Raw genomic sequence first — 20,139 nt, 5'->3', positions numbered from 1 at the left:
GTCGATGACGAACGCCCCGCGCGGAGCGAACTGGCTTTTCTGATAACCGATATCCTGCCGGAAGCTGAGATTCTGGAAGCGGCAAGCGGAGCCGCGGCTCTGGAGCTTTTTCTTTCGACTCCGGATATCTGCCTGGCTTTCCTGGATATCAATTTAAACGACATGGAGGGCACCACCCTGGCCGCTGCCATGCAGAAAATTCTTCCGGACGTACCGGTTGTTTTTGCCACCGCCTACTCTGAATATGCAGTCAGAGCCTTTGAACTGGGTGCTGCCGATTACATCTTAAAACCGGTTGAGCCGGACCGCCTGCGGAGCGTCCTGAAAAAGTGTATGGCTGTCCCCGGCGCAAGCCTGTCCGTTTCAGACCCGATGGAAAATAAAATCGCCATCAGATTTAACCGCAAGGTGATTTTTACGGACACCAAAGACATTATCTATATTGAAACCAGCGGCCGCGGCTGCATGATACATACCGTGACAGACGGCTATGCGGAAAATATCCTGATTGGAGATTATGAAAAGAGGCTTTCTCACCTCGGTTTTTTCCGAATTCATAAAAGCTATCTTGTCAACCTTGCATTTGTCTCCGAAGTTTTCCCCTGGGCCAACAATGGACTGGCTTTGAAACTGAAGGGCTGTGGCTCCGAGATATTTCCCATAGGAAGGGAAAAAACAAAAGCCTTTCGGCAGAGAATGAAGATTTGAGGACCGCCTTCCTGATGACGGTCCTTTTTTCAGCCCTTTTTCTGCGCCGAAGTCTGCTGTTCGCTCGTCGAACTTCACATTTCCCACAAAAAATATTTTCATTTTCTATGATTTCTGTATAATAAGACCATAAAATAAATCAAAAAAAGGAGGCGTAACGTATGATCAGTTTCTTTATCTGTCTGTTCCTGTTAGTCGGCGGTTTCTTTGTTTATGGTAAATTCGCCGAAAAAGTATTTGGACCGGATGACCGCCGCACGCCGGCAATCGCCATGGAAGATGGCGCTGACTATGTTCCCATGGGAACCGCCCGTATTTTCCTGATTCAGCTTTTAAACATCGCCGGGCTGGGGCCTATCTTTGGAGCTTTAGCCGGTGCCGCCTGGGGACCGTCCGTATTCCTGTGGATTACCCTGGGAACCATTCTGGGCGGCGGAGTCCATGATTACATGATCGGCATGATGTCCATGCGCCACAAGGGAGCCAGCGTATCCGAGTTAACCGGCATGTATCTGGGAAACGGAATGAAACAGGTCATGCGCGTATTCTCCGTTGTTCTCCTGGTACTGGTAGGCGTCAGCTTCTCGACCGGTCCCGCCAACCTGCTGGCTATGCTGACTCCGGAAGTGCTGGATATGAATTTCTGGCTGATTGTTGTTCTCGTCTATTACTTTTTTGCAACCTTTGTACCCATTGATAAATTGATTGGAAAAATCTATCCTATATTCGGGATCTGCCTGATTGTGATGGCACTTGGCGTTGGCGGAATGATTTTATTCAGCGGCAATTATACGATACCTGAAATCACCCTGCAGAACCTTCACCCCAACGGGACTCCCATATGGCCGGTTATGTTTATCTCTGTAGCCTGCGGAGCCATTTCAGGCTTCCATGCCACCCAGTCTCCGCTGATGGCACGGTGTATGAGAAGTGAAAAGAGCGGAAGAAACGTATTCTATGGCGCCATGGTCGCAGAAGGCATTATCGCTCTGATCTGGGCTGCTGCGGGAGCCGCATTCTATAACGGCACCGGCGGGCTGCTGGCCGCTCTCGGACAGGGGCAGGCGTCCGTGGTATATGAAATCTGCTTTACCCTGCTGGGACCGATAGGCGCGGTTATCGCAATGATTGGCGTTATCGCCTGTCCTATATCTTCAGCAGACACCGCCTACCGAAGCGCCCGGCTTACCCTGGCAGACTGGTTTAATTACGATCAGAAGCCCATTAAAAACCGCCTGGTCCTGACAGTTCCTCTGTTAGGTGTAGGAGCCTTCCTCACCCAGATAGACGTACAGATTATCTGGAGATATTTCTCCTGGAGTAACCAGACTCTGGCTATGATCGCTCTCTGGGCAGCCAGCGTGTATTTATTAAAACGCGGAAGAGCTTATCTTGTGACAGCATTACCGGCAACCTTTATGTCAGCCGTATCCTGTACCTATATTCTGATGGCGGAAGAAGGGATGCGTCTTTCTACCTCCGTAGCCTATCCAATAGGAATACTGTTCGCGGTCGGGTGCCTGGGAATGTTTACATATAGCTGTATTCTAAGGAAAGGTAAAAATATAGCCCTTCCTGTTGGAGATGTTAATTTTGATTAGATTCTAACTCTGCTTTTCACACCAGATTAGAATAGAAAAAGACTGCCAGCGGTATACTCTCCTCCCCCCTGGGAAGCCGTTGGCAGTCTTTCTGTCTGCATAGGTTGATATTCCAGCCTTCCTTACACATTTAATCTTCTATGTCCGATTCAAACCGTTTGATTTTTTCAACCCTTCCGATTACTACGATAATATCGTCATTTCCAAAACGGTATTGCGGTGACACCTCGATATCCGTCACATGCCCCCGCTCAATCGCAATAATATTCAGCCCATATTTCTGCCGGATATTAAACTCCTGCACAGTCATTCCCACCATTTTAGACGCAACGGGAATCTGCTGTATCTCCACTTCATTATCCAGCGAAATGTAATCCAGAAAATTGTTGGATACCAGCCGTTTCCCAAGCCTCAAAGCCATATCCCTTTCCGGATAGACGACCTCCGCCCCGATTTTTTCAAGCACAGCGCCCTGATCCCGGCTGATTGCCTTGGCAATCACCTGGGGAATCCCCAGGCTTACCACATTTAAGGTGGTAAGGATACTGGTGTCGATTTTTTCCCCAATACAGATAATGACCGTATCACAATTCTGAATTCCGATATCTTCCAGAGTCTCCTTTGTCAAATCCTCCGCGACAAATGCATGTTCCGTATAGTGCCGCAGCTCCCGGACCTTACTCTCATTACAGTCAACCACAATTACTTCTTTGCCGGCTTCCGCCAGGCTTTTCGCCAGCGCTGTTCCAAAACGCCCGAGTCCAATCACTCCAAATGTGGTGTGCTTCGTATTTTTCATTTGTATCTCCTTAACCTATAATAATTGATTCTTCTATATACCTGGCATGAGGCATCTGCCTGCATACCCACATGGAAGCAAGCGTAAAGGCTCCCAGTCTGCCGATAAACATGATGAGAATTATCACCAGTTTGCTGATACTTCCCAGTTCCGGCGTGATTCCAGTAGAAAGCCCAACCGTGCCAAAGGCCGAGGTCACTTCAAACATCAGTTGTATAAAACTATATCCCGGTTCTAATACACAGAGCAGAAAGGTTCCGCCGCACACTACCAGAAAAGACAGAAACGCAATCATAAAAGCCTTGGAAATTCCTTCTGCCGGTATACTCCGGTGAAACGCTCCGTAATGCTTTTTTGTCATAAGGCTTCTCACGGATACTAACAGGGCAAAAAAGGTACTGGTTTTGATACCGCCGCCCGTTGATCCCGGAGACGCTCCGATAAACATTAACATTGTCAGCGTAAATAATCCTGCATTAGAAAACTCTCCAATCGGATATGTAGAAAATCCTGCCGTTCGTGCCGAAACGCTCTGAAAAAATGCTCCCAGCCATGATATATCCTCGGTTGCTTTTAAAAGCAGCGTGCCAGCCGCCAGAAGAATCACGCTCGTGGTAATAACAACCTTTGAATGGAGACAGAGCTTTTTAAAAGACCTCATTTTCAAAACATCAAGAATAACCAGGAAACCAAGACCGCCAAAAATAATCAGACCGCAGGTCACCAGATTCAGCAATACGTCCGTCTGATATGGTATCAGGTTCTGCAGCCCTCCCAGGATATCAAATCCGGAATTATTAAAGGCCGCAATCGAGTGGAAGATACTGATTTCCATAGCCTTTAAAGGCGGATAATCCTGTACAAATACGATAAAGCTCAAGGCTGCTCCCATCGCTTCAAATAACAGCGTCATAAGCAGGATCGCCTTAACCAGCCGTATTACACCTTTGGAGCTGTCCACATTTAATGCTTCCTTCACCAGCGCCCTGCCCTTAAAGCCTACCCGTTTACCGGCTGCTAAAATGAAACCCACGCCGACAGAGGTAACCCCCAGTCCTCCAATCTGGATCAGCGGCCATCCACAGCCCGTCCAAATGCGGTAAAATGGTCGGCGGTATCTATGGCAATCAAACCTGTCACGCAGACTGCGCTTGTAGATGTAAAGAGGGCGTCAATTACCTCTACCTTCATGCCCGGATTCACAGACACCGGCAACAGCAGCAGAAAGGTTCCAAATAAGATCACCGCTGCAAACCCCAAAGTTATCAAACGTCCCGGGGGAAGACCTTTCAAATACTGAAATAATCGGTTCATAAGTTGACCATCGAAATACCGCAGATGCTTTTACCACGAAAAAAGCACCTCTTGGACGCAAAAGGGCGCAAGACGTGCGTAGTATCATAACAATTCATGTTTTGAGCGTATGTACAAGGGGCAGCGTCGCCTGCGGCGTTGTCCATGGTATCGTATTCCTCCTTTCCGTAAAACAGATATTGCGCCTATTATACGGGACGGAGGGTGGAATCGCAAGCCAAAATTTGTTTGTTTATAAAAACTTTAGACTGTCTTTATATTTATTCATTTTCATGACCCAAATATCTGACGTGCAAAATTTGTCGAACGGTCTTATACATTACTCACAATTAACTCACGTTTATCTAACACTTTCCTAATAAAATTTACTTATGGCAGCTTAAATATAACTGGGGAGGAGCAGACACAGTCAGAATACCACAATAGAATACGGAAATGTCAATAGGGGGACTTGTCATTTATAAAATGCCGGGATCTCCCTGTTCTTTTGCAGGAAGTCCCGTCTCGCTTTAAAAACAACAAAAAATATATCGGCAGGGTGGCAGCTCGTGCTGCCAAATCCAAGAAAAAGGATGAGACGCCGCCTGTGTGCCGTCCGCATAGCTGCGGGCTAGGAGCAATGTTATGGATAGATATATCCACAACATTGAGCTGTTCAAAAGCCATACAGCTCCACGACACACAGCTTTCAGGATACTTGACCCAATAGGACTTTTTAGATTACTTCAAGAAAAAGTATCTGTATTTATACGGATACCACCACTTTTAAGAAGTGATGGGCTAACTATTGAACTTCTCAATGTATCAGTCAGAAAAGCAGCCGTTTACGCATATTGGCGTACTCATGGCTGCTTTCTTTGTTTTAAAGTCCCCACCCGCTGCCGCGGACCTCCATTTTTCAAGAATCGCACAACAATTCTTGAAAATGGAGGAAACGCCATGTGGCAGAGAAATAATGGACAGGGAGAAGCAGAGAAACTGCAGAACCGTTTTACATCATATCTGGTAACGGCTGTAAACAGACGCCGAAAAGATTACATGAACCAAAGAAACAGGAAACTCCGTATGGAATGTTCTATGGAGGACGAAGCCTGGGATTTAGAATATGACGAGCAAGTGTATCATAATTTGCCGCTTCCTATGCAGTTGGAAAATGATTCGCTTATTTATGCGCTGAAACAGATAACAGACCGTGAGCGGCACGTTTTTCTTTCACACGCCCTGGAGGATAAGAGCTTTGAGGAGCTTGCCGCAGAGTTAGGAATCACTTATAAAGGCGCAGCCGCTATTTATTACCGCACGATTCAAAAAATCAAACAGAGGATGGGAGAAGGCAGAAATGGATTTTATGGAACTTCTGAAGCAGGCAAAAGCAGGAAATGAGCCGGCTATCGCTGAAATTTTGGAGATGTACCGGCCGCTGCTTATCAAAAATTCAATTATTGACGGCAGCTACGATGAAGATTTGTTCCAGGAACTTAGTATAACATTATTAAAGTGTATCATTCAGTTTAGGGTTTAAGCACTAAGGGGATAGTTTCAAAGCGTAAATGCTTCAGACTATCCCCTGTTTTTTCATTAATCAGGCTTTTCTTACTCCTCAACTTTAAGCGGCGGCATGATAGCGCCTATCATCTGTGCCATTTCTTCCGGACTTTCTTTTGCGCCTTCTTCCAGCCACCGAATCGTGACATTCCAGAACCCACCTGCCTGGTAGTAAATCTCGTATTGAGATTTCTTCCTGTATACAGGATCGTCGAGGAATAAAGTAATCAATTCCTCTAAATACTCATTGAATTTAAGTAATGCCAAAGGAAGCAGATCATTCTTTTTCAACAGCATAAAAAAATCCGCATTCTGCCGGCAGATAAGAAAATATGCCTTTGATACCGTATATGAGGTGAACTGCGGTAGCTTTTTCAATTCCTTTATATATAACTGACACAATTCATGGAGACGTAAATACAACACCTCCTCCTTCGACTTAAAGTTACGATAGAAGGTTTTTCTGTCAAGCCCGGCACACTCCGCCAGTTCCTTGATGGAAATGCTGTTATAGGCTTTACACTCCATTAACTCCAGCAATGCTTTTAATATCATTTGCTTTGATTGGGCTGCAATCGGGTTTTCTTTCAGCGCTTTCATAATGCCTCCTGCCACATATTACGTTAAATGTGGAACTTGCTTTAACATAGTTGACTGGATTCTTATTGTACTATAAAATCATAAGTGCCACAAGTGGGACAGTTAATTTAAAGGAGGAAACAAACATACAAACTTATCATTGCGATCCGTTCTGGAGAATGCTTCAACCATATTTACCTAAAAGCAATCGGTTAACTACGAACAATCTGCCTGAAGAGTATTTTATACCGATCCTTGGCATGGACATACATATCGACCACTACAAGCCAGTTGTGTCCAAGGGCCGGCTGATACTGTTTCATGGGGTTGGGGGAAATGGACGATTACTTTCCTGCATCGCCCTGCCACTGGCAAGAGCCGGGTTTGAGGTAATCTGCCCGGATTTACCTTTATACGGCTGTACCTGCTATATAAAGGACATAACGTATGACACCTGGGTTTCATGCAGCGTAGAAATAGTAAAATATTATCAGAGTAATGAGAGCTTACCCATATTCCTGTTTGGATTTAGCGCCGGAGGAATGTTAGCTTATCAGATTGCTTGTAAAAGTCAAAATATCCGAGGGTTGATTGTCTCCTGTATTCTCGATCAGCGGGAGAAAACCGTCACCAGGAACTCAGCTAGAAATCCATTATTGGGGCTTATGGCGAAGCCCCTTATGACAGCTATGCACACTTTTGCCGGCAGAGTAAAAATTCCAATGAAGTGGATCGGAAATATGAAAGCCATAGTCAATCAGAAAGAGGTAGCCCGGATTCTTATGAAAGATAAGAAATCCTCTGGCGTGAGAGTCCCGATAAACTTTATATATTCCATGCTCAATCCTGAAATAAGAATAGAACCTGAACAATTTACAGCGTGTCCGGTTTTACTGTCACATCCTGGAGATGACCGCTGGACAGATATAAAGCTAAGCAATCTCTTTTACAATCGCCTGGCTTGTAAAAAACAGACTGTAATCCTGGAAGGCGCCGGTCATTTTCCAATGGAAGCGATTGGTCTGAAGCAGATGGAGCAGGCATGTATACAGTTTTTAGAACAGAACTTATAGACATATTCTGATTCGTAAAAATAAAAAGGCGGTAAGGCCCTATAAAAACTGTTATATGGTGTCTTACTGCCTGATTGCCAGGTTTTAACTTTTCATGACTACCGCACTTAAATAACTGTTAAAAGCGCGATACTCTGCTTCCGACAGTTGATCCGGACTGGACATCACAACAAGGTCATGCCCTTTAAAGCCCTTCTTATAGGGCGGGTGAACATGAGAATACCTGTTGGCCTGGTATCCCGAACGCTCATAGAACTGCTTGCGATGAACGGATACATCATCAGTAGGAGGGTCGATTTCAAGAATGACTGTTTTTCGCTCCCCGTCTAAAAGCTCCAATGCCTTCTGCCCATACTTTTTACCGCGCATTTTCGGCAGGATGCAAAAGTGCTCTACATAGATAAACTCTGCCGTCTCCCACCAGAGAATCATACCGACCCACATATCGTTCTCATAAATCAAATTAAAATGATATGCTTCATTTCCCATAATACAGGTTTGTACATGACTTTCCCTTTGCTCATGAATCGGGAAGCTGGCCTGGTATAGATCCATCGCCTGATGATACATGGCATGATTGCTGTCTGTTAATCTTCTAAACTCCATATTGTTTTACCTCATATCAATCATCTCGAAGAAATCGGCTATCAAATTATAAAACCTGTTACTTTTTTCGGCTCTTCCATAAACACTCAATTAGTTCAACAAAGAACAATACCAGGAAACATATTACTCCACCCGCTAAGGTTATTCTGTAAGGATTGCCGGATACTACCCCATAAATCAGACACACCAAATCAAAGCCAACAGAAATCACAAATGCCTTTAGTAATGCATACAGTACAAATTGTTTCATAAAGTCCTCCTCTTAACCTACAGCGCTATTTAGTTACCCTGTCAGACCTGCCTTCTATGAAGTTTGATTCCCCTATTAAATAATCGAATCACGGTTCCAACCTTCGGTATTAACATTATAGACCGTCTGCCCAACTCCAATAAACGGCGGATAATAATTTTCACTATATTCCTTCAAATATCTATCATCAAACTTCTCATAATTCAAAGTTTTCTTCACTTTGATATTTTCAAATTCAACCGGAAGCCCGGGAGAGGAATAAAAGCTTTTTCCCAACTGTACCTGAAAATGGAGATGTGGCTCCGAGGTATTCCCCGAATTTCCACATTCAGCGATCTTCTCTCCCCTTTTTATGGATTGCCCCACAGACACCCGTATACTGTCAGGTTTAAGATGGGCCAGCAAGGAGTATTCACCATCAGAATGACAAATCAGAACGTAATTTCCCCGAATATCACGGGCATTGCATGAGGCGGCCCTGTTCTTCGTGATCCTGCTATCCGGATTCCCGGTACAAATTTCCGCCACCGTGCCGTCTGCCGGAGCTAAAATATCCCTGCCATAACAATAAAAGGAACCTGCTTCTGTCTCTTCTCCCTGAAAGCTGCTGCCGGCGCCATCCAGGATAACAAAATCATAAGCATATCTTTGCGTTGGTATCTCCCAGGAATGAGAGGTTTTTTCAGTTACCCCGCCATTTACAACTACCCACTCACCGCTAAAGGGCAAAGCATATTTCACCTGCGGATGATAGCTTTCAATACTGGGAAGATCGCCGTGATATTTATATTCCAGAACAATAATACCCCATAACTGTTTTAAGGATTGTATCAGTACAGAACCATTCATTTATATTACACCACCTCCGCTATTTCTGATTAAGCCAATTATATCAAACAAACCTATTAAGAAGAAAGAGCATCGGAAGTCAGTGCTTACGCTTAAAAAGAATGAATCCTGCTATAACCATAAGAATCACTCCCAAAATAATTATTAAAATAGATATATTCCCGCCTATTCGGCCAGCTAAAAATATAGAAGTTGGCCCATCTGCACCGCCTATAACAGATATGGACATACTTTCTTTCATTTTCAATAGAATCTCAATAATTACCAAAATAGTTCCCAATATACCCATTATAATCCCCAAAACTTTTTTCACTTTCATAGAAACTCCTTTTTGTATATTCCCATGCTTATTTATTTTATGAAATAGCGCCTACTGTAGATTTGATATTTTCTTATAACTATCCGCTACTCCATACGTTCCTGCTGCTTCTGAATCAACTGTACATTCTTCTTCTCCAGTTCGTTTAAAAGGTCGTCTGTAAACTCAGAAGGCTCAATTTTACCCTCATACCAACTACAACTATTAAAATATTGCTGCAGTTCCATATCCGTAAAGCGCCTCCCGTGCCGCGCGTAAATCTCGTTTTTCGCAATCCGCAGCCTTTGCGCGGATAAATTCAGCAAATTAGCCTCGTTCAGAGCGGCATCGCTGCTGTTTGGAAATATAAATTCGCTGCCGTCATACCGGGCTGAATCGGAATCTATGCGAAAGCTGTACTTAACCGGTTCAATGTCCCACACCATTTGTTCATACTCATGCTGTACCTGTTCATTTTCTAAAAGAAAGGTCACATCCGTAGGCAAGCTCATAGCATATACATTCGCTCCGTCATAGCCTAAGATCTCATAGTCTGGTTCATTCACATAATCACCATTATTAAAAATACGGATCGAGAACAGCAGCCCGTCCCCGTTCTGTTCAAAAGAACTTTTTTGGAAAACTGAAATTCCGCCCCCTTCCAAAGGCTTCTCAACATAGAGTCCGTCCCAGTTCTCCGGGTAGGTGATGGAAAAATCCGCCGCCTTTCTAACTAAGGATTCCGCAGGTTCCCCGGACGCCGTTTCTTTCAGAGCAGACGGTGTAGTTTCCCGGTTGTCTATCCCGGCAGACGAGGACATTTCCGTTTCTGTGTAAACAGGACTGTCTTCCTGTCCTTTGGAGTGAGTTGCCCCGTCTGCCAGTTGAAACAGAAAGAACATGACAGCCAGCACATAAGCCGCTCGTAATATAATTCCGGTAAAGTCATGCGCCTTCAGCCTGGTATATGAATAAGTGCAGGGTCCGTAGGCCATAGCCTTTAAGACCTCATGATTTTCAGGACTGTAACTGAGCAGACGTTTCCGCAAGTCAGCCGCTTCCAGGGGCTTTTCAAGCATTTCCTTCACCTCTGCTATCATAGCCAACATAGGAAGGCGGTGGTAATCATTGTGGCAGCGGTCTAAATAATAGTTCCCTTCTATTTCAGCCTGCTCCAAATCACCTCCACTTATCAGACCGCGAATCTTTGCGGACAGTGAACGCATCTGAATATCTTTATTCTTACAGAGCCACGGCGTCTCCTCAAGCATAATCTCCAGCTTTAGTTCTTCTCTTTCAGCCGCTTGTTCTTCTCCCAAACAGCGCAGGCAGGCGCTGCGCAGATCGCTGTGCAGGAAACAGAGCATGGCGCCTTTATGCTTTCCTGCCAGCTTCCATGCCAGATCTTCCAGTGTCAGAGCCTCTCTGACCCGGCCGCTGCGGTATAATCCCACCGCGGCATTGTGCAAGGAAATCGCCCGTTCCTTCATATTTCCGATTCCATTGATTCCAGACAGCAGACAGGCCGCAGAAGCGCTTAAAGGACGGTTTTCGCAGAGCAGCGGGCGCAGCATTATCCGGTTTCTGTAAATCCGAAGAAAATAAGTAATTATGAAAAATGCGGCCATTGCAAGCAGAAACCAGCTGATTGCCCGAGACCAGCCCGGACTGTAAGACCGCCGGTAAACCCACAGGACCGAAATCCATACGAAAAGCATCCCCGATAGAGTATCCACAATACACATTCTCTCAACTGCAAGAAAGTATCTTTGTCCCTCCTTAAAACAGTCCCCGGCTGACGGATCATCCCTCAATCCCTCCGCCAGTTCTAACGCATAAGCAAACTTCTTCCTCTTCTTTATCACTCCAAAGCTTCCGGCCAGCAAAACCGCCATGGCGGCAATTAAGGCGATGGAAAAACCAACATAGAGCGGCCAGGTATCGTCTTTCACCACATCAATATGGCAGCCGGCCGCAGATATCCCGCTGACGGACAGTATTTCCATTTCCCTGATTCTATTTCCTGAGTCGCTCTCGATACGCAGCGCAACAGGCTTTCCAAGCCGATGCTCCGGGAGTTTTCCTTTCATTCTTAAATAGCTTTTCCCATTTCCCGTTGCACTTTCCCACATTAACTCTGCGTCCCCATGGCTCACATGAGGCTCCATATATTTTTCTTCGGCCTGAAGCTCTATTGTGAACGTATCCTGGACAGGTTCAAATGAAAGCTCTATGGTCTGTTTGTAGCTCCCTTCCTGACGTGAAAGCCAGAAAGCAAAAATAATCATAAATACTGACAGTATGGGAAATAAGAGCCATAGCCTGCTTCTCTTCATAAGCGTCTCCTTGTTGTTTGTAAATTCATCCCCTTGTTACCGGAAAACAGAGAAAAAGCGCGACCCAGCATCTCAAAAAGACGCAGGCCGCGCGTATATAATGTCATAAGATATACACTTAAATCGGGTAACCGGGCAGCGTCATCCATGGCGGTGTCCATAAAGTCCTCTATTTTCAAAATTTGTCTTATCATACCGGATAATACATAAAATAGCAAGACCCTATCCCTATAATTAATAGAAATTTAATGGGGCAGGCAGGTGGTAATAATCAGGCACTGCCATCAGATCACCAGTGATGTTATATTCAGCTAATATTTTTTCTCTTAAATAATTTCATGTACGGTTTCCATAATCTATATTTTTGCTCTTATTAGATTATAAACTTACAGAAAGGAGATGTTGAATATTGGAAGAATTAATCGTCAATCTGGTGCAGTCCCAGGGAATTTGGGCAGTATTATTTGTTTTTCTGCTGCTATATACCATAAAAAAGAATGACAAGTTAGACGAATTACAGGAAGCCCGTGAACGAAAGTACCAGGAACTATTGACACAGCTTACGGTAAAGCTTTCCATCGTAAATACAGTAAATGAAAAACTCGATACTATTCAAGCTGTCCTCAAAGAAAAGTCCGATTAGCGAATTAAAACGGCTCTCTTTGCGATTTTCTAATCCAACCACATTGTTTTATTAAACTTCGGTTTACAAATAACGTCCTTTTTATTTTTTATTATATGAATTTGCAAATTCAAATAATTTGAATGGAGGACGTTTTATGTTACTAAAAAATGGAGACACAGGAATTCAGGTAAAATATTTACAGCAGGGTCTTAAAATTATGTGCTGTAATCCAGGCAGTATTGATTCAGCATTTGGTCCCGGAACACAGGCCGCCGTGGAGAAATTCCAGGAAGAGTGGGGATTGACAGTTGACGGAATTGTTGGCAATGATACCTGGAATTGTCTGCTTGCAGAAATCAAACCAATCCAGCAGGCATTAAAAAACAAAGGGTTCTATACCGGAGCCATTACCGGTATTGCAAAGGACAGTACCTATAACGCAGTCATTCGTTTCCAGAGCAGCAGGGATCTAACAGCAGATGGCATGGTAGGGGCCGCGACCCGCGCAAGGCTGTTTAATGAAGATCAGGGGGGCGGCGATGAATCCATGCTGCCTTTGTCGATTGGGGACAGGGGAGACTACGTTCTTTACCTTCAGTACGGACTTAGAATCTTGTGCTGTAGTCCAGGCGCGCTGGACGGAGTTTTTGGTTCCGGAACTGCGGAGGCAGTAAAAAAATTTCAGGCAAAATACGGAATTACGGACAACGGGATTGCAGACACCACAACCTGGAATACTTTAAAAGGACAAATTACGGATATCCAGAGCCGTCTGCTTGAACGAAATTACAGTATTGCGATTGTTGATGGATTGGCAACCTCCGCGTTGGTTGAGACAATAAAAAAATACCAGGAGGCTAACTGGCTTACAGCCGATGGACAGGTAGGACCTGCCACTTATGAGCTTTTATTCAGTGATGTGGAAGACGGCGCTACCGACGCATTGCCATTAAAAACAGGGTCCAGGGGACCCAGAGTTTTATATTTCCAGTATGCGCTAAGAATCAGTTGTATCAACCCAAACGGTACGGACGGAGTTTACGGACCGGGAACTAAATCTGCAGTTGACCGCTACAAAACCCGCAAAGGGCTGACAGCTGACGGAATGGTTGATACAGTTACCTGGGAAAAGATGCGTGATGAAATCCGGCCGCTTCAAACTGCACTTGTTAACCGCGGTTATGATGTAGGATTTGTAGATGGAATTGCAACTGAAAAAGTTTATAACTCAGTATTACAGTTCCAGACAGATCATAACCTGGTAGCAGACGGCATGATCGGCAATGCCACTAAAGCTCTGCTTTTGGGTGGAACCGCAGGCGGCGGGACAGTTTCCTCTACCTTGAAATTAGGTTCTAATGGTTCTTTGACCCGTTACCTTCAGAGGCTTTTCAATGAATTGGGCTACCAGATTCCGATTGATGGTATTTTCTCACAGGAAACCCATAATGCTGCACTCTCATTCCAGACAACGCATGGATTGGAAGCTGACGGAATTGTTGGCGGAGGCACATGGAGAAAGTTGTTTGAAGTTTACCGGGTTGACGTGCCAGGAACCGGTGTAGAAAAACTGCTGAATGTGGTAAAACATGAGCTGGCCTGGGGATTTGCAGAAGACAATGCAAATAACATCACGCCTTATGGACAGTGGTATGAGATGAATAGAAGTCCGTGGTGTGCCATGTTTGTTTCTTACTGTGCATACCAGGCAGGCGTTCTCGACACCCTTGTGCCCAAATTTGCATGGTGTCCGTCTGGAATGACATGGTACAAGAACCGCCAGAAATATCACAAGAGAAACAGCGGTTATATTCCCAAAAAAGGCGATGTCATTTTCTTCTACAACGATGAACTGGGCCGGGTGGCTCATACTGGGATTGTCGTTGATGGAGATGAAAATTATGTCACCACGATTGAAGGAAATACCACAATAGACGCGGTGGAACAAAGAACTTATAACCGCAATCATTCCACGATAGATGGTTATGGCGATAATGGAGGAGAAGCCATTGAACTTCCTGCCCCTCCGACAGAGGAAGAAATCAATGAAATTTTGGTTGATCATTATAGGGAGTTCCTGGATGCATGTTATATCATACTTCCCTCTGAGCAGATTACTTTGAATTACGAAGCTACAATCCCCATGCCTCCTAATGGCAAAGCCCTTGTTGAGGCAAGTGCTGATACAACTATCTTTGACAACAGCATCAATAATCCGAATGCTGTTACCTTCGATGTGGAGGGCGGTATTGCAATGTCCCAGGAGATTGCTCTTTCAGAAGCTCTTACACTTACTTTTGAGGAATCAGGACTTGAAGATGCCCAGAGTTTGGCAGATATTGTTTTCGATATCAATATGTCTCTCGATACTGGTGCGTCTGTCGTAGCAAGCGGAATCAGAACAGAGGCAGATGGAACCTGGTTTTATATTTCATATGCGGTTAAAAAAGAAGTACAAATTGCCGATGGGTATCCACCTGTTAATTTTGTTTTCAAATACACACTTTGTTTGAAATCAGATGACTCTGCAGGAGCACGTTTTTTTGAACTTGTCGAGGAATTCGTAACCGAATATCGTAAAGAAATTAATGTGGTGGTAGGTGTAGCTGCGGTTATCGGACTTGCAATAGCATTTAAAGCACTATTGCTTGCAGGTGGTATCAGCGGGCTCATTGCAGCAACTAAAGCTGTACTGGGAGCCGCAGCTAAAGTGGCAATAGTAGCATAATAAATAGTGGGCGGTTTCCGATAATGGAACCGCCCTAACTATTTTTGCATAAAGTATTCTGTCCGCAGATCATTGAGCAATCTTCTTCGTACCCTGTTAACATATTGCCTGGAAATACAGAGGGTCTCCGATATCTCCCGATCACTTTTTCCTTCCACAAGGTACAGCTCTGCAATTTTTTTATGGCTATCACATTCTATCTGGTTAATATATCGGCTTATATCAATAATAAAAATGATATCGCTAAAACACTCTATCTGTGACGGGATATCTTTGTTTTCGTATAACTCTTCAATCTCTTTATAGATATAATAGTTTTTACATAACAAACAGTATTTGTTTTTAAAACAGGTGTTAATATAGACAATACACTGACCGTCATTTTCATATGTACGGATTTTAGAGACTGCCTCAATTAACACCATTGAAAATTCTTGAAAGGCATCATCGTATTCCATAAAAAAACATTTTCGTGCAAATTTTTTAACCAATGGTGTCATTTGACTGATAATCTCATTTAATGCAATCCGATTGCCATTTTTATAATCCCTAATTTTACTGCATAATTTGTCCCTTTCCATGTGTAACTCCTTTTTTTATAAAAAAGGAATTAACCTCACGGATTGGAAACAGCATACACATTAACATTTTATTAAATTTTTAATGGTACTTTGTGCTTATTTAAAACCCTAAAATAAGCAGTTCTTATTTCATATTTTCTTTTAGAAACATTTTATAATAAGCAAGGCTCACTATTAGATACACACTACCTAAAATCAAAAGTTCAGCAGCAAAAACACCCAAAAATATTCGTGGAATTAATCTTAACTGCAGAACCAACGACAGTATAAAGCTTATCACATAAAACATACTATATTTACGAAAAAATTTTTTTCTATCAGAAGGACCATTAAACACGGGTTGACCTGAAATATCATTCTTCTTTAAGTGTACTTTTAGCTGACAATATAGAACAGCCGTGAGTATGATATACATAACCACTAAAATACAGCCTATAAGACGTTGATGCTCTGATATCATAAAAATCAATTCTTGGTTTTTGATTATCTGATCATCAATGCCGACTAAAGAAAAATCAACAAAGCCTGTAGAATTGGCAATAGCGCGGATACCAGTCAAAAAATTTTTTTCATCGGAATCTATCACAATATCTGAATTAACTAAGGCAAAGTACAGGATGCCCTCGAACACAAAATCATTGGGATTGACTGTCCATGCCATTGCTGGATACGGTATAATAATATATTCGTCCAACATATATGCCGGATCAGTTTTATAATATACTTGGGTGTTATCTTCTAAAATCCCAATTACTTGAAAATTTATATTTTTAGTATAAAAACTCCCCTTAACAATGTCTCCGATATTGTATATTCCTTCATAGGAAGACCCCAGTAAGATAGGAAATGTATTATCATTAAAACTAATCTTATTCCATATAGGCATATTTCCTTTTTTTACCTTCAACTTATTGTGCTCAAAGGCTAATTGATTCATTTGCATTGACTTTATTGCAAGTTCAGCATCTGGGAATTTATCACGGAATTCCTTTGTGTGGTAATAAAATTTTTCATCCCCCTGAAAATCATCTATAACAACAGACTGATTAAACATAGATAATAATTTAGCATTATCCATGCCTGTAAGCTTGTTATAAAAATCCCCCAGCATATTTACCTTTTTATCATTATGCCTAAACTCACGAAAGGAATCCGCGTCAAGAAAATTGTCTATTAAAGTATAGCGTTTTTCACCAATCGAAACATGCTCTTTATTTTCTGAAGTTGGTTTTGAGATCGTAAGAGAGGTTAATGTTATTCCCACAATAAAAATAAATACTGTAAGTAACATAATACATAAAACGCTAAAACTGTTTTTAAAGAAAAAATTATAAATACGGCTGCTTTTGATCATATTATTTTCTCCCACAGGTATTATCTTTAAGTAAAGGTTATAGTAAATGTGACAAAAATCCGAATGTATTTTCTCACATTCGGATTTTTGCTTGAAAATTTATAAAGTCACTTAAAAATTCAAGGATAGAATATTATTCCTCGGAACCATAATATGTCCTGGCCCTGTCACTGACATCTGGATCAAACTTATGCCACGGTGATGTTGCCTGGGTTTCGCTTGTCCCCCATTTACGCCCTGAATCTGTTAAAATACTACCTCCATATGTCTCCATTCTTGCTCTCGTGTAATGATATACCCCAGGCCAACTGGTCCAGCCATGTGCTCGGAAATAAGTATTGCCGCTCTGATCCTTCCTCTGCCTTTCTCCTTCATGAACGGGATCTGACCGTAAAAGACCTCTTTTCTCCATAGCTTTGTTATAGGCATCTGCATTTACAAAATACCCTGTATCTTCGTCCCAGCCACCTACTACGGTAGAATCCGTAGAAACCGCATAGGCTGGAAATGAACTCGACAGTAACAGACCCATTGCTAATGAAACTTTTAATATATTGCTTTTAAATTTTCTCATATTTCACCTTCCATCTTCTATACGATAATTATTTAGTGTGCCGGGTGTGTTCCAACTACCGTGGTACTTCCTGGAACTATCCCAAGAATCTGATCACAGCAGGCACATCTATAAAAATCATTTGTAATCATAGTACAGATATCGGTATCCCAGTCGATTACATGATTTATGCCCCCGGTAACAATTTCATGGTTACAGGGAATATGGGTGCATGATTTTGTCGCAGCCCGGAATATATTACTGTATGAATGTTCTATAATATCCTCTATTGTTCCCGTCAATCCCTTTTCAGTAAAAATGATACTGCCTTCATGATCCTTTGCAAGTACAGAGTAACATCCTGTTTCATCCCTAGTTATTTCCAAGGTTGGAATATCCGTTACATTAGAATTTATTTCTTCTGCCATTACGCTGCTTATAGCTGATAAAGAAATGAGCACGGCAATAATTAATACCCAAAAGTGTTTACCTATCCTCATATTCGTTTCTCCTAATTACGTTGGAATAGTTTATTATAAATATGTTCCAGTGTAGCTTCCACATTTTTGGTAGTTCCACTCTCCTCATAAATAACGGTCCCGTTCTTATCAACAGCGCAAGCTGAATAGTTTTCTTTGGACTTTCTAATGATGATTGTGGGAATATCAAAATCACCTCCACTTAGAGAACCAAAATTATCTGGTAATCTTTTCTGAAATATTGGCAGTTGCATCTGAATATCTGTTGTAGTAGCTGTTAAATTACGGTTATCCCTCCTTTCATTTTTGGGAGACCACTCTCCGTCATATTCCCCCGCCATGGAGCTTATACTGAATAGCGCTATCAAAAGAGCCGCTATAGCTGGCAGTATCATGTTTTTTAACGCTTTTTTATCTCCATTTCTAATCATTATCTGTACCCTTTCTTCCATTGGATATCTGCTGAAAAAATTACAGAGGAAATCCCCTCTAACTCTTTTTTCTTCTAAATATATCAATGTAAGTATGTAGCTCTTCTTATAATCCTTGCTCCTGGATTTCAAAACCGCTTCATCACAGGCAAGTTCAATATCCCGGTTAGCAAATGAATACATGATCCATATAAAAGGATTCACCCAGTAAACAGCACAGATGAAAGCCAACAACCATTTAAACAGTACATCAAACCGCTTAATATGAATCAGTTCATGTTCTAAAATTTGTTCCAGGTGCAGTTCGTCGATTTCCCCATCCATTCTTGGCAGTAAAATGACTGGTTTCCAAATGCTATATGTCAAAGGAGTGATTATTCGATCAGATACTTTGACATATATTTTACGGCGTAAACTCTGGCGTTTTATCCAGATAGCCACCGACTCATTCTCTAGTGGCAGAGCCATCTGATATACTTTCCGATTTTTGATATGTGGTATTACGAATTTCCCCATACAAATCAGTCCGCCTATCCCCCAGATTATCGGTATCATTATCGCCAACTCATTCGGTATATTATTTTCGTATTGCACAATTCTTTCAGCCGTATCACGGATATGGCTGTTCTTTTTTTCTGTAATAAAGAAATGCTCTATTCCTGGCAACCGGATTGTAAAAGGACATAACAAACGCAAGGTTAATATCTTCCAAAAAATTGCCCACGCGCTGCCAACAAAGTGAAAAACAAACAGTTTCCGTAATAACAAAATGAAACAAATCATGATGCTTCCGGAAACATGAGCGGCAATAATTCCCTCCATAGCGCCTCCGCTTTCATAAGTTCTGTATAAGCTCCTTCAAATGCCTAATCATATCTTTGTCCATTTTTTCATTTCCAATGATGGATGCAACTAGTTTATCCGGCGCTCCGTCATACATTTTATTAATCAATTCATGTGTCTCATATTGGCGTACATCTTCTTTTGAAATACAGGCACTGCAAATATAATTGGGATCACTTCTTTTTATTATTTCTTTATCAATACACTTTTTTAATACTGTATAAGTAGTTGTTTTGCTCCAGCCAATCTGCTGACGCAGAAGCTCAGCAATCTGTTTCGCGGACAGCTCTCCATTTTCCCATAGAGTTTCCATAACCTTTAATTCGCTATCAAATAGTCTTTTTTCCATAAAATGAACCAGCTTTCTTGTTCTATAGCAATAGAATGTGTTTTTATTCTACTGTAATAGAATGAAACTGTCAAGTTATTTTTAAAACCATTCATAGATACCGGATAAAAAAATGGAAAGACTGGCTGGATAGTGTAAATAATACTCAAGGATTGGATATTTATAGTCCCGGGGCTTTTCTTTTCTAAAATAAATCATCATGAACCATATCTTTTTATATTTCTGCAGAAAACTTCTA

General features: G+C 42.4%; 20 protein-coding genes and 1 pseudogene. 7 read left to right on the top strand and 14 right to left on the bottom strand.

Translation table 11 applies throughout. From position 1 onward, the window contains the following. Together ACLTD4_RS13505 and ACLTD4_RS13500 are read left to right on the top strand one after the other, a co-directional pair. Positions 1-708: LytR/AlgR family response regulator transcription factor (locus ACLTD4_RS13505; RefSeq protein WP_412331356.1), on the top strand; the 708-nt coding region annotated here is incomplete at its 5' end. Between the two features lie 161 nt (positions 709-869). Further along, complete coding sequence (locus ACLTD4_RS13500) at positions 870-2,309, top strand: carbon starvation protein A (protein ID WP_006771604.1); 1,440 nt, start codon at positions 870-872, stop codon at positions 2,307-2,309. 130 nt (positions 2,310-2,439) lie between these two features. On the opposite strand, the gene ACLTD4_RS13495 is transcribed toward ACLTD4_RS13500, so the two are convergent. After that, positions 2,440-3,108 carry a potassium channel family protein gene (locus tag ACLTD4_RS13495; RefSeq protein WP_006771605.1) on the bottom strand — a complete coding sequence of 223 codons (669 nt, stop codon included), beginning with the start codon at positions 3,106-3,108 and terminating at the stop codon, positions 2,440-2,442. Between the two features lie 10 nt (positions 3,109-3,118). Beyond that, positions 3,119-4,422: pseudogene (locus tag ACLTD4_RS13490) on the bottom strand (TrkH family potassium uptake protein). A gap of 624 nt (positions 4,423-5,046) precedes the next feature. Between ACLTD4_RS13490 and ACLTD4_RS13485 the strand changes: the two are divergent. After that, entirely contained in the window at positions 5,047-5,805 is a 759-nt protein-coding gene (locus ACLTD4_RS13485) for a sigma-70 family RNA polymerase sigma factor (RefSeq protein WP_412331355.1), read from the top strand. Next, complete coding sequence (locus ACLTD4_RS13480) at positions 5,762-5,944, top strand: helix-turn-helix domain-containing protein (RefSeq protein ID WP_006778094.1); 183 nt, start codon at positions 5,762-5,764, stop codon at positions 5,942-5,944. Before ACLTD4_RS13485 ends, ACLTD4_RS13480 begins: the two co-directional genes overlap by 44 nt. A 71-nt stretch (positions 5,945-6,015) precedes the next feature. Here the strand turns inward: ACLTD4_RS13480 and ACLTD4_RS13475 are convergent, their stop codons facing one another. Next, complete coding sequence (locus ACLTD4_RS13475; protein ID WP_006771610.1) at positions 6,016-6,567, bottom strand: TetR/AcrR family transcriptional regulator; 552 nt, start codon at positions 6,565-6,567, stop codon at positions 6,016-6,018. A gap of 50 nt (positions 6,568-6,617) precedes the next feature. On the opposite strand from ACLTD4_RS13475, the gene ACLTD4_RS13470 reads away from it, so the two are divergent. Further along, entirely contained in the window at positions 6,618-7,619 is a 1,002-nt protein-coding gene (locus ACLTD4_RS13470) for an alpha/beta hydrolase (RefSeq protein ID WP_259952511.1), read from the top strand. Between the two features lie 84 nt (positions 7,620-7,703). Here ACLTD4_RS13470 and ACLTD4_RS13465 read toward each other — a convergent pair whose 3' ends face one another. The 5 genes from ACLTD4_RS13465 to ACLTD4_RS13445 all read right to left on the bottom strand — a co-directional run bounded on the left by ACLTD4_RS13465 (position 7,704) and on the right by ACLTD4_RS13445 (position 11,958). Then, positions 7,704-8,225: a GNAT family N-acetyltransferase gene (locus tag ACLTD4_RS13465; protein ID WP_006771612.1), complete on the bottom strand. Its 522-nt coding sequence runs from the start codon at positions 8,223-8,225 to the stop codon at positions 7,704-7,706. A gap of 58 nt (positions 8,226-8,283) precedes the next feature. Beyond that, positions 8,284-8,475, bottom strand: a complete 192-nt coding sequence (locus ACLTD4_RS13460) for a hypothetical protein (protein WP_006778092.1) — start codon at positions 8,473-8,475, stop codon at positions 8,284-8,286. A gap of 75 nt (positions 8,476-8,550) precedes the next feature. Beyond that, complete coding sequence (locus tag ACLTD4_RS13455) at positions 8,551-9,324, bottom strand: M23 family metallopeptidase (protein ID WP_006771613.1); 774 nt, start codon at positions 9,322-9,324, stop codon at positions 8,551-8,553. A 79-nt stretch (positions 9,325-9,403) separates the two neighbouring features. Continuing rightward, positions 9,404-9,643 carry a sodium ion-translocating decarboxylase subunit beta gene (locus ACLTD4_RS13450; protein WP_006771614.1) on the bottom strand — a complete coding sequence of 80 codons (240 nt, stop codon included), beginning with the start codon at positions 9,641-9,643 and terminating at the stop codon, positions 9,404-9,406. An 86-nt stretch (positions 9,644-9,729) separates the two neighbouring features. Further along, complete coding sequence (locus ACLTD4_RS13445) at positions 9,730-11,958, bottom strand: YARHG domain-containing protein (protein ID WP_006771615.1); 2,229 nt, start codon at positions 11,956-11,958, stop codon at positions 9,730-9,732. A 409-nt stretch (positions 11,959-12,367) separates the two neighbouring features. Between ACLTD4_RS13445 and ACLTD4_RS13440 the strand changes: the two genes are divergently transcribed. Further along, positions 12,368-12,601: a BhlA/UviB family holin-like peptide gene (locus ACLTD4_RS13440; protein ID WP_006776967.1), complete on the top strand. Its 234-nt coding sequence runs from the start codon at positions 12,368-12,370 to the stop codon at positions 12,599-12,601. 136 nt (positions 12,602-12,737) lie between these two features. Next, entirely contained in the window at positions 12,738-15,311 is a 2,574-nt protein-coding gene (locus tag ACLTD4_RS13435) for a peptidoglycan-binding protein (protein WP_006776966.1), read from the top strand. 38 nt (positions 15,312-15,349) lie between these two features. On the opposite strand, the gene ACLTD4_RS13430 is transcribed toward ACLTD4_RS13435, so the two are convergent. The 6 genes from ACLTD4_RS13430 to ACLTD4_RS13405 form a co-directional block, all read right to left on the bottom strand. Next, on the bottom strand, positions 15,350-15,892 hold the full coding sequence (locus ACLTD4_RS13430; protein ID WP_006778091.1) for a sigma-70 family RNA polymerase sigma factor: 543 nt from the start codon (positions 15,890-15,892) through the stop codon (positions 15,350-15,352). A gap of 124 nt (positions 15,893-16,016) precedes the next feature. Then, positions 16,017-17,246, bottom strand: a complete 1,230-nt coding sequence (locus tag ACLTD4_RS13425; protein ID WP_006776443.1) for a hypothetical protein — start codon at positions 17,244-17,246, stop codon at positions 16,017-16,019. 133 nt (positions 17,247-17,379) lie between these two features. Continuing rightward, on the bottom strand, positions 17,380-17,820 hold the full coding sequence (locus ACLTD4_RS13420; protein ID WP_006778090.1) for a hypothetical protein: 441 nt from the start codon (positions 17,818-17,820) through the stop codon (positions 17,380-17,382). A gap of 32 nt (positions 17,821-17,852) precedes the next feature. Then, entirely contained in the window at positions 17,853-18,299 is a 447-nt protein-coding gene (locus ACLTD4_RS13415; protein WP_006776441.1) for a hypothetical protein, read from the bottom strand. An 11-nt stretch (positions 18,300-18,310) separates the two neighbouring features. After that, positions 18,311-19,531, bottom strand: coding sequence for a M56 family metallopeptidase (locus ACLTD4_RS13410; protein WP_006776440.1), 1,221 nt, complete (start codon positions 19,529-19,531; stop codon positions 18,311-18,313). Between the two features lie 13 nt (positions 19,532-19,544). Beyond that, positions 19,545-19,901 (bottom strand): BlaI/MecI/CopY family transcriptional regulator, encoded by a 357-nt coding sequence (locus ACLTD4_RS13405; RefSeq protein WP_006776439.1) that lies wholly within the window; start codon positions 19,899-19,901, stop codon positions 19,545-19,547. Positions 19,902-20,139 lie beyond the last annotated feature (238 nt).

The organism is Hungatella sp. (assembly GCF_046966825.1).
This window is presented reverse-complemented; position numbering and strand designations above follow the sequence as displayed.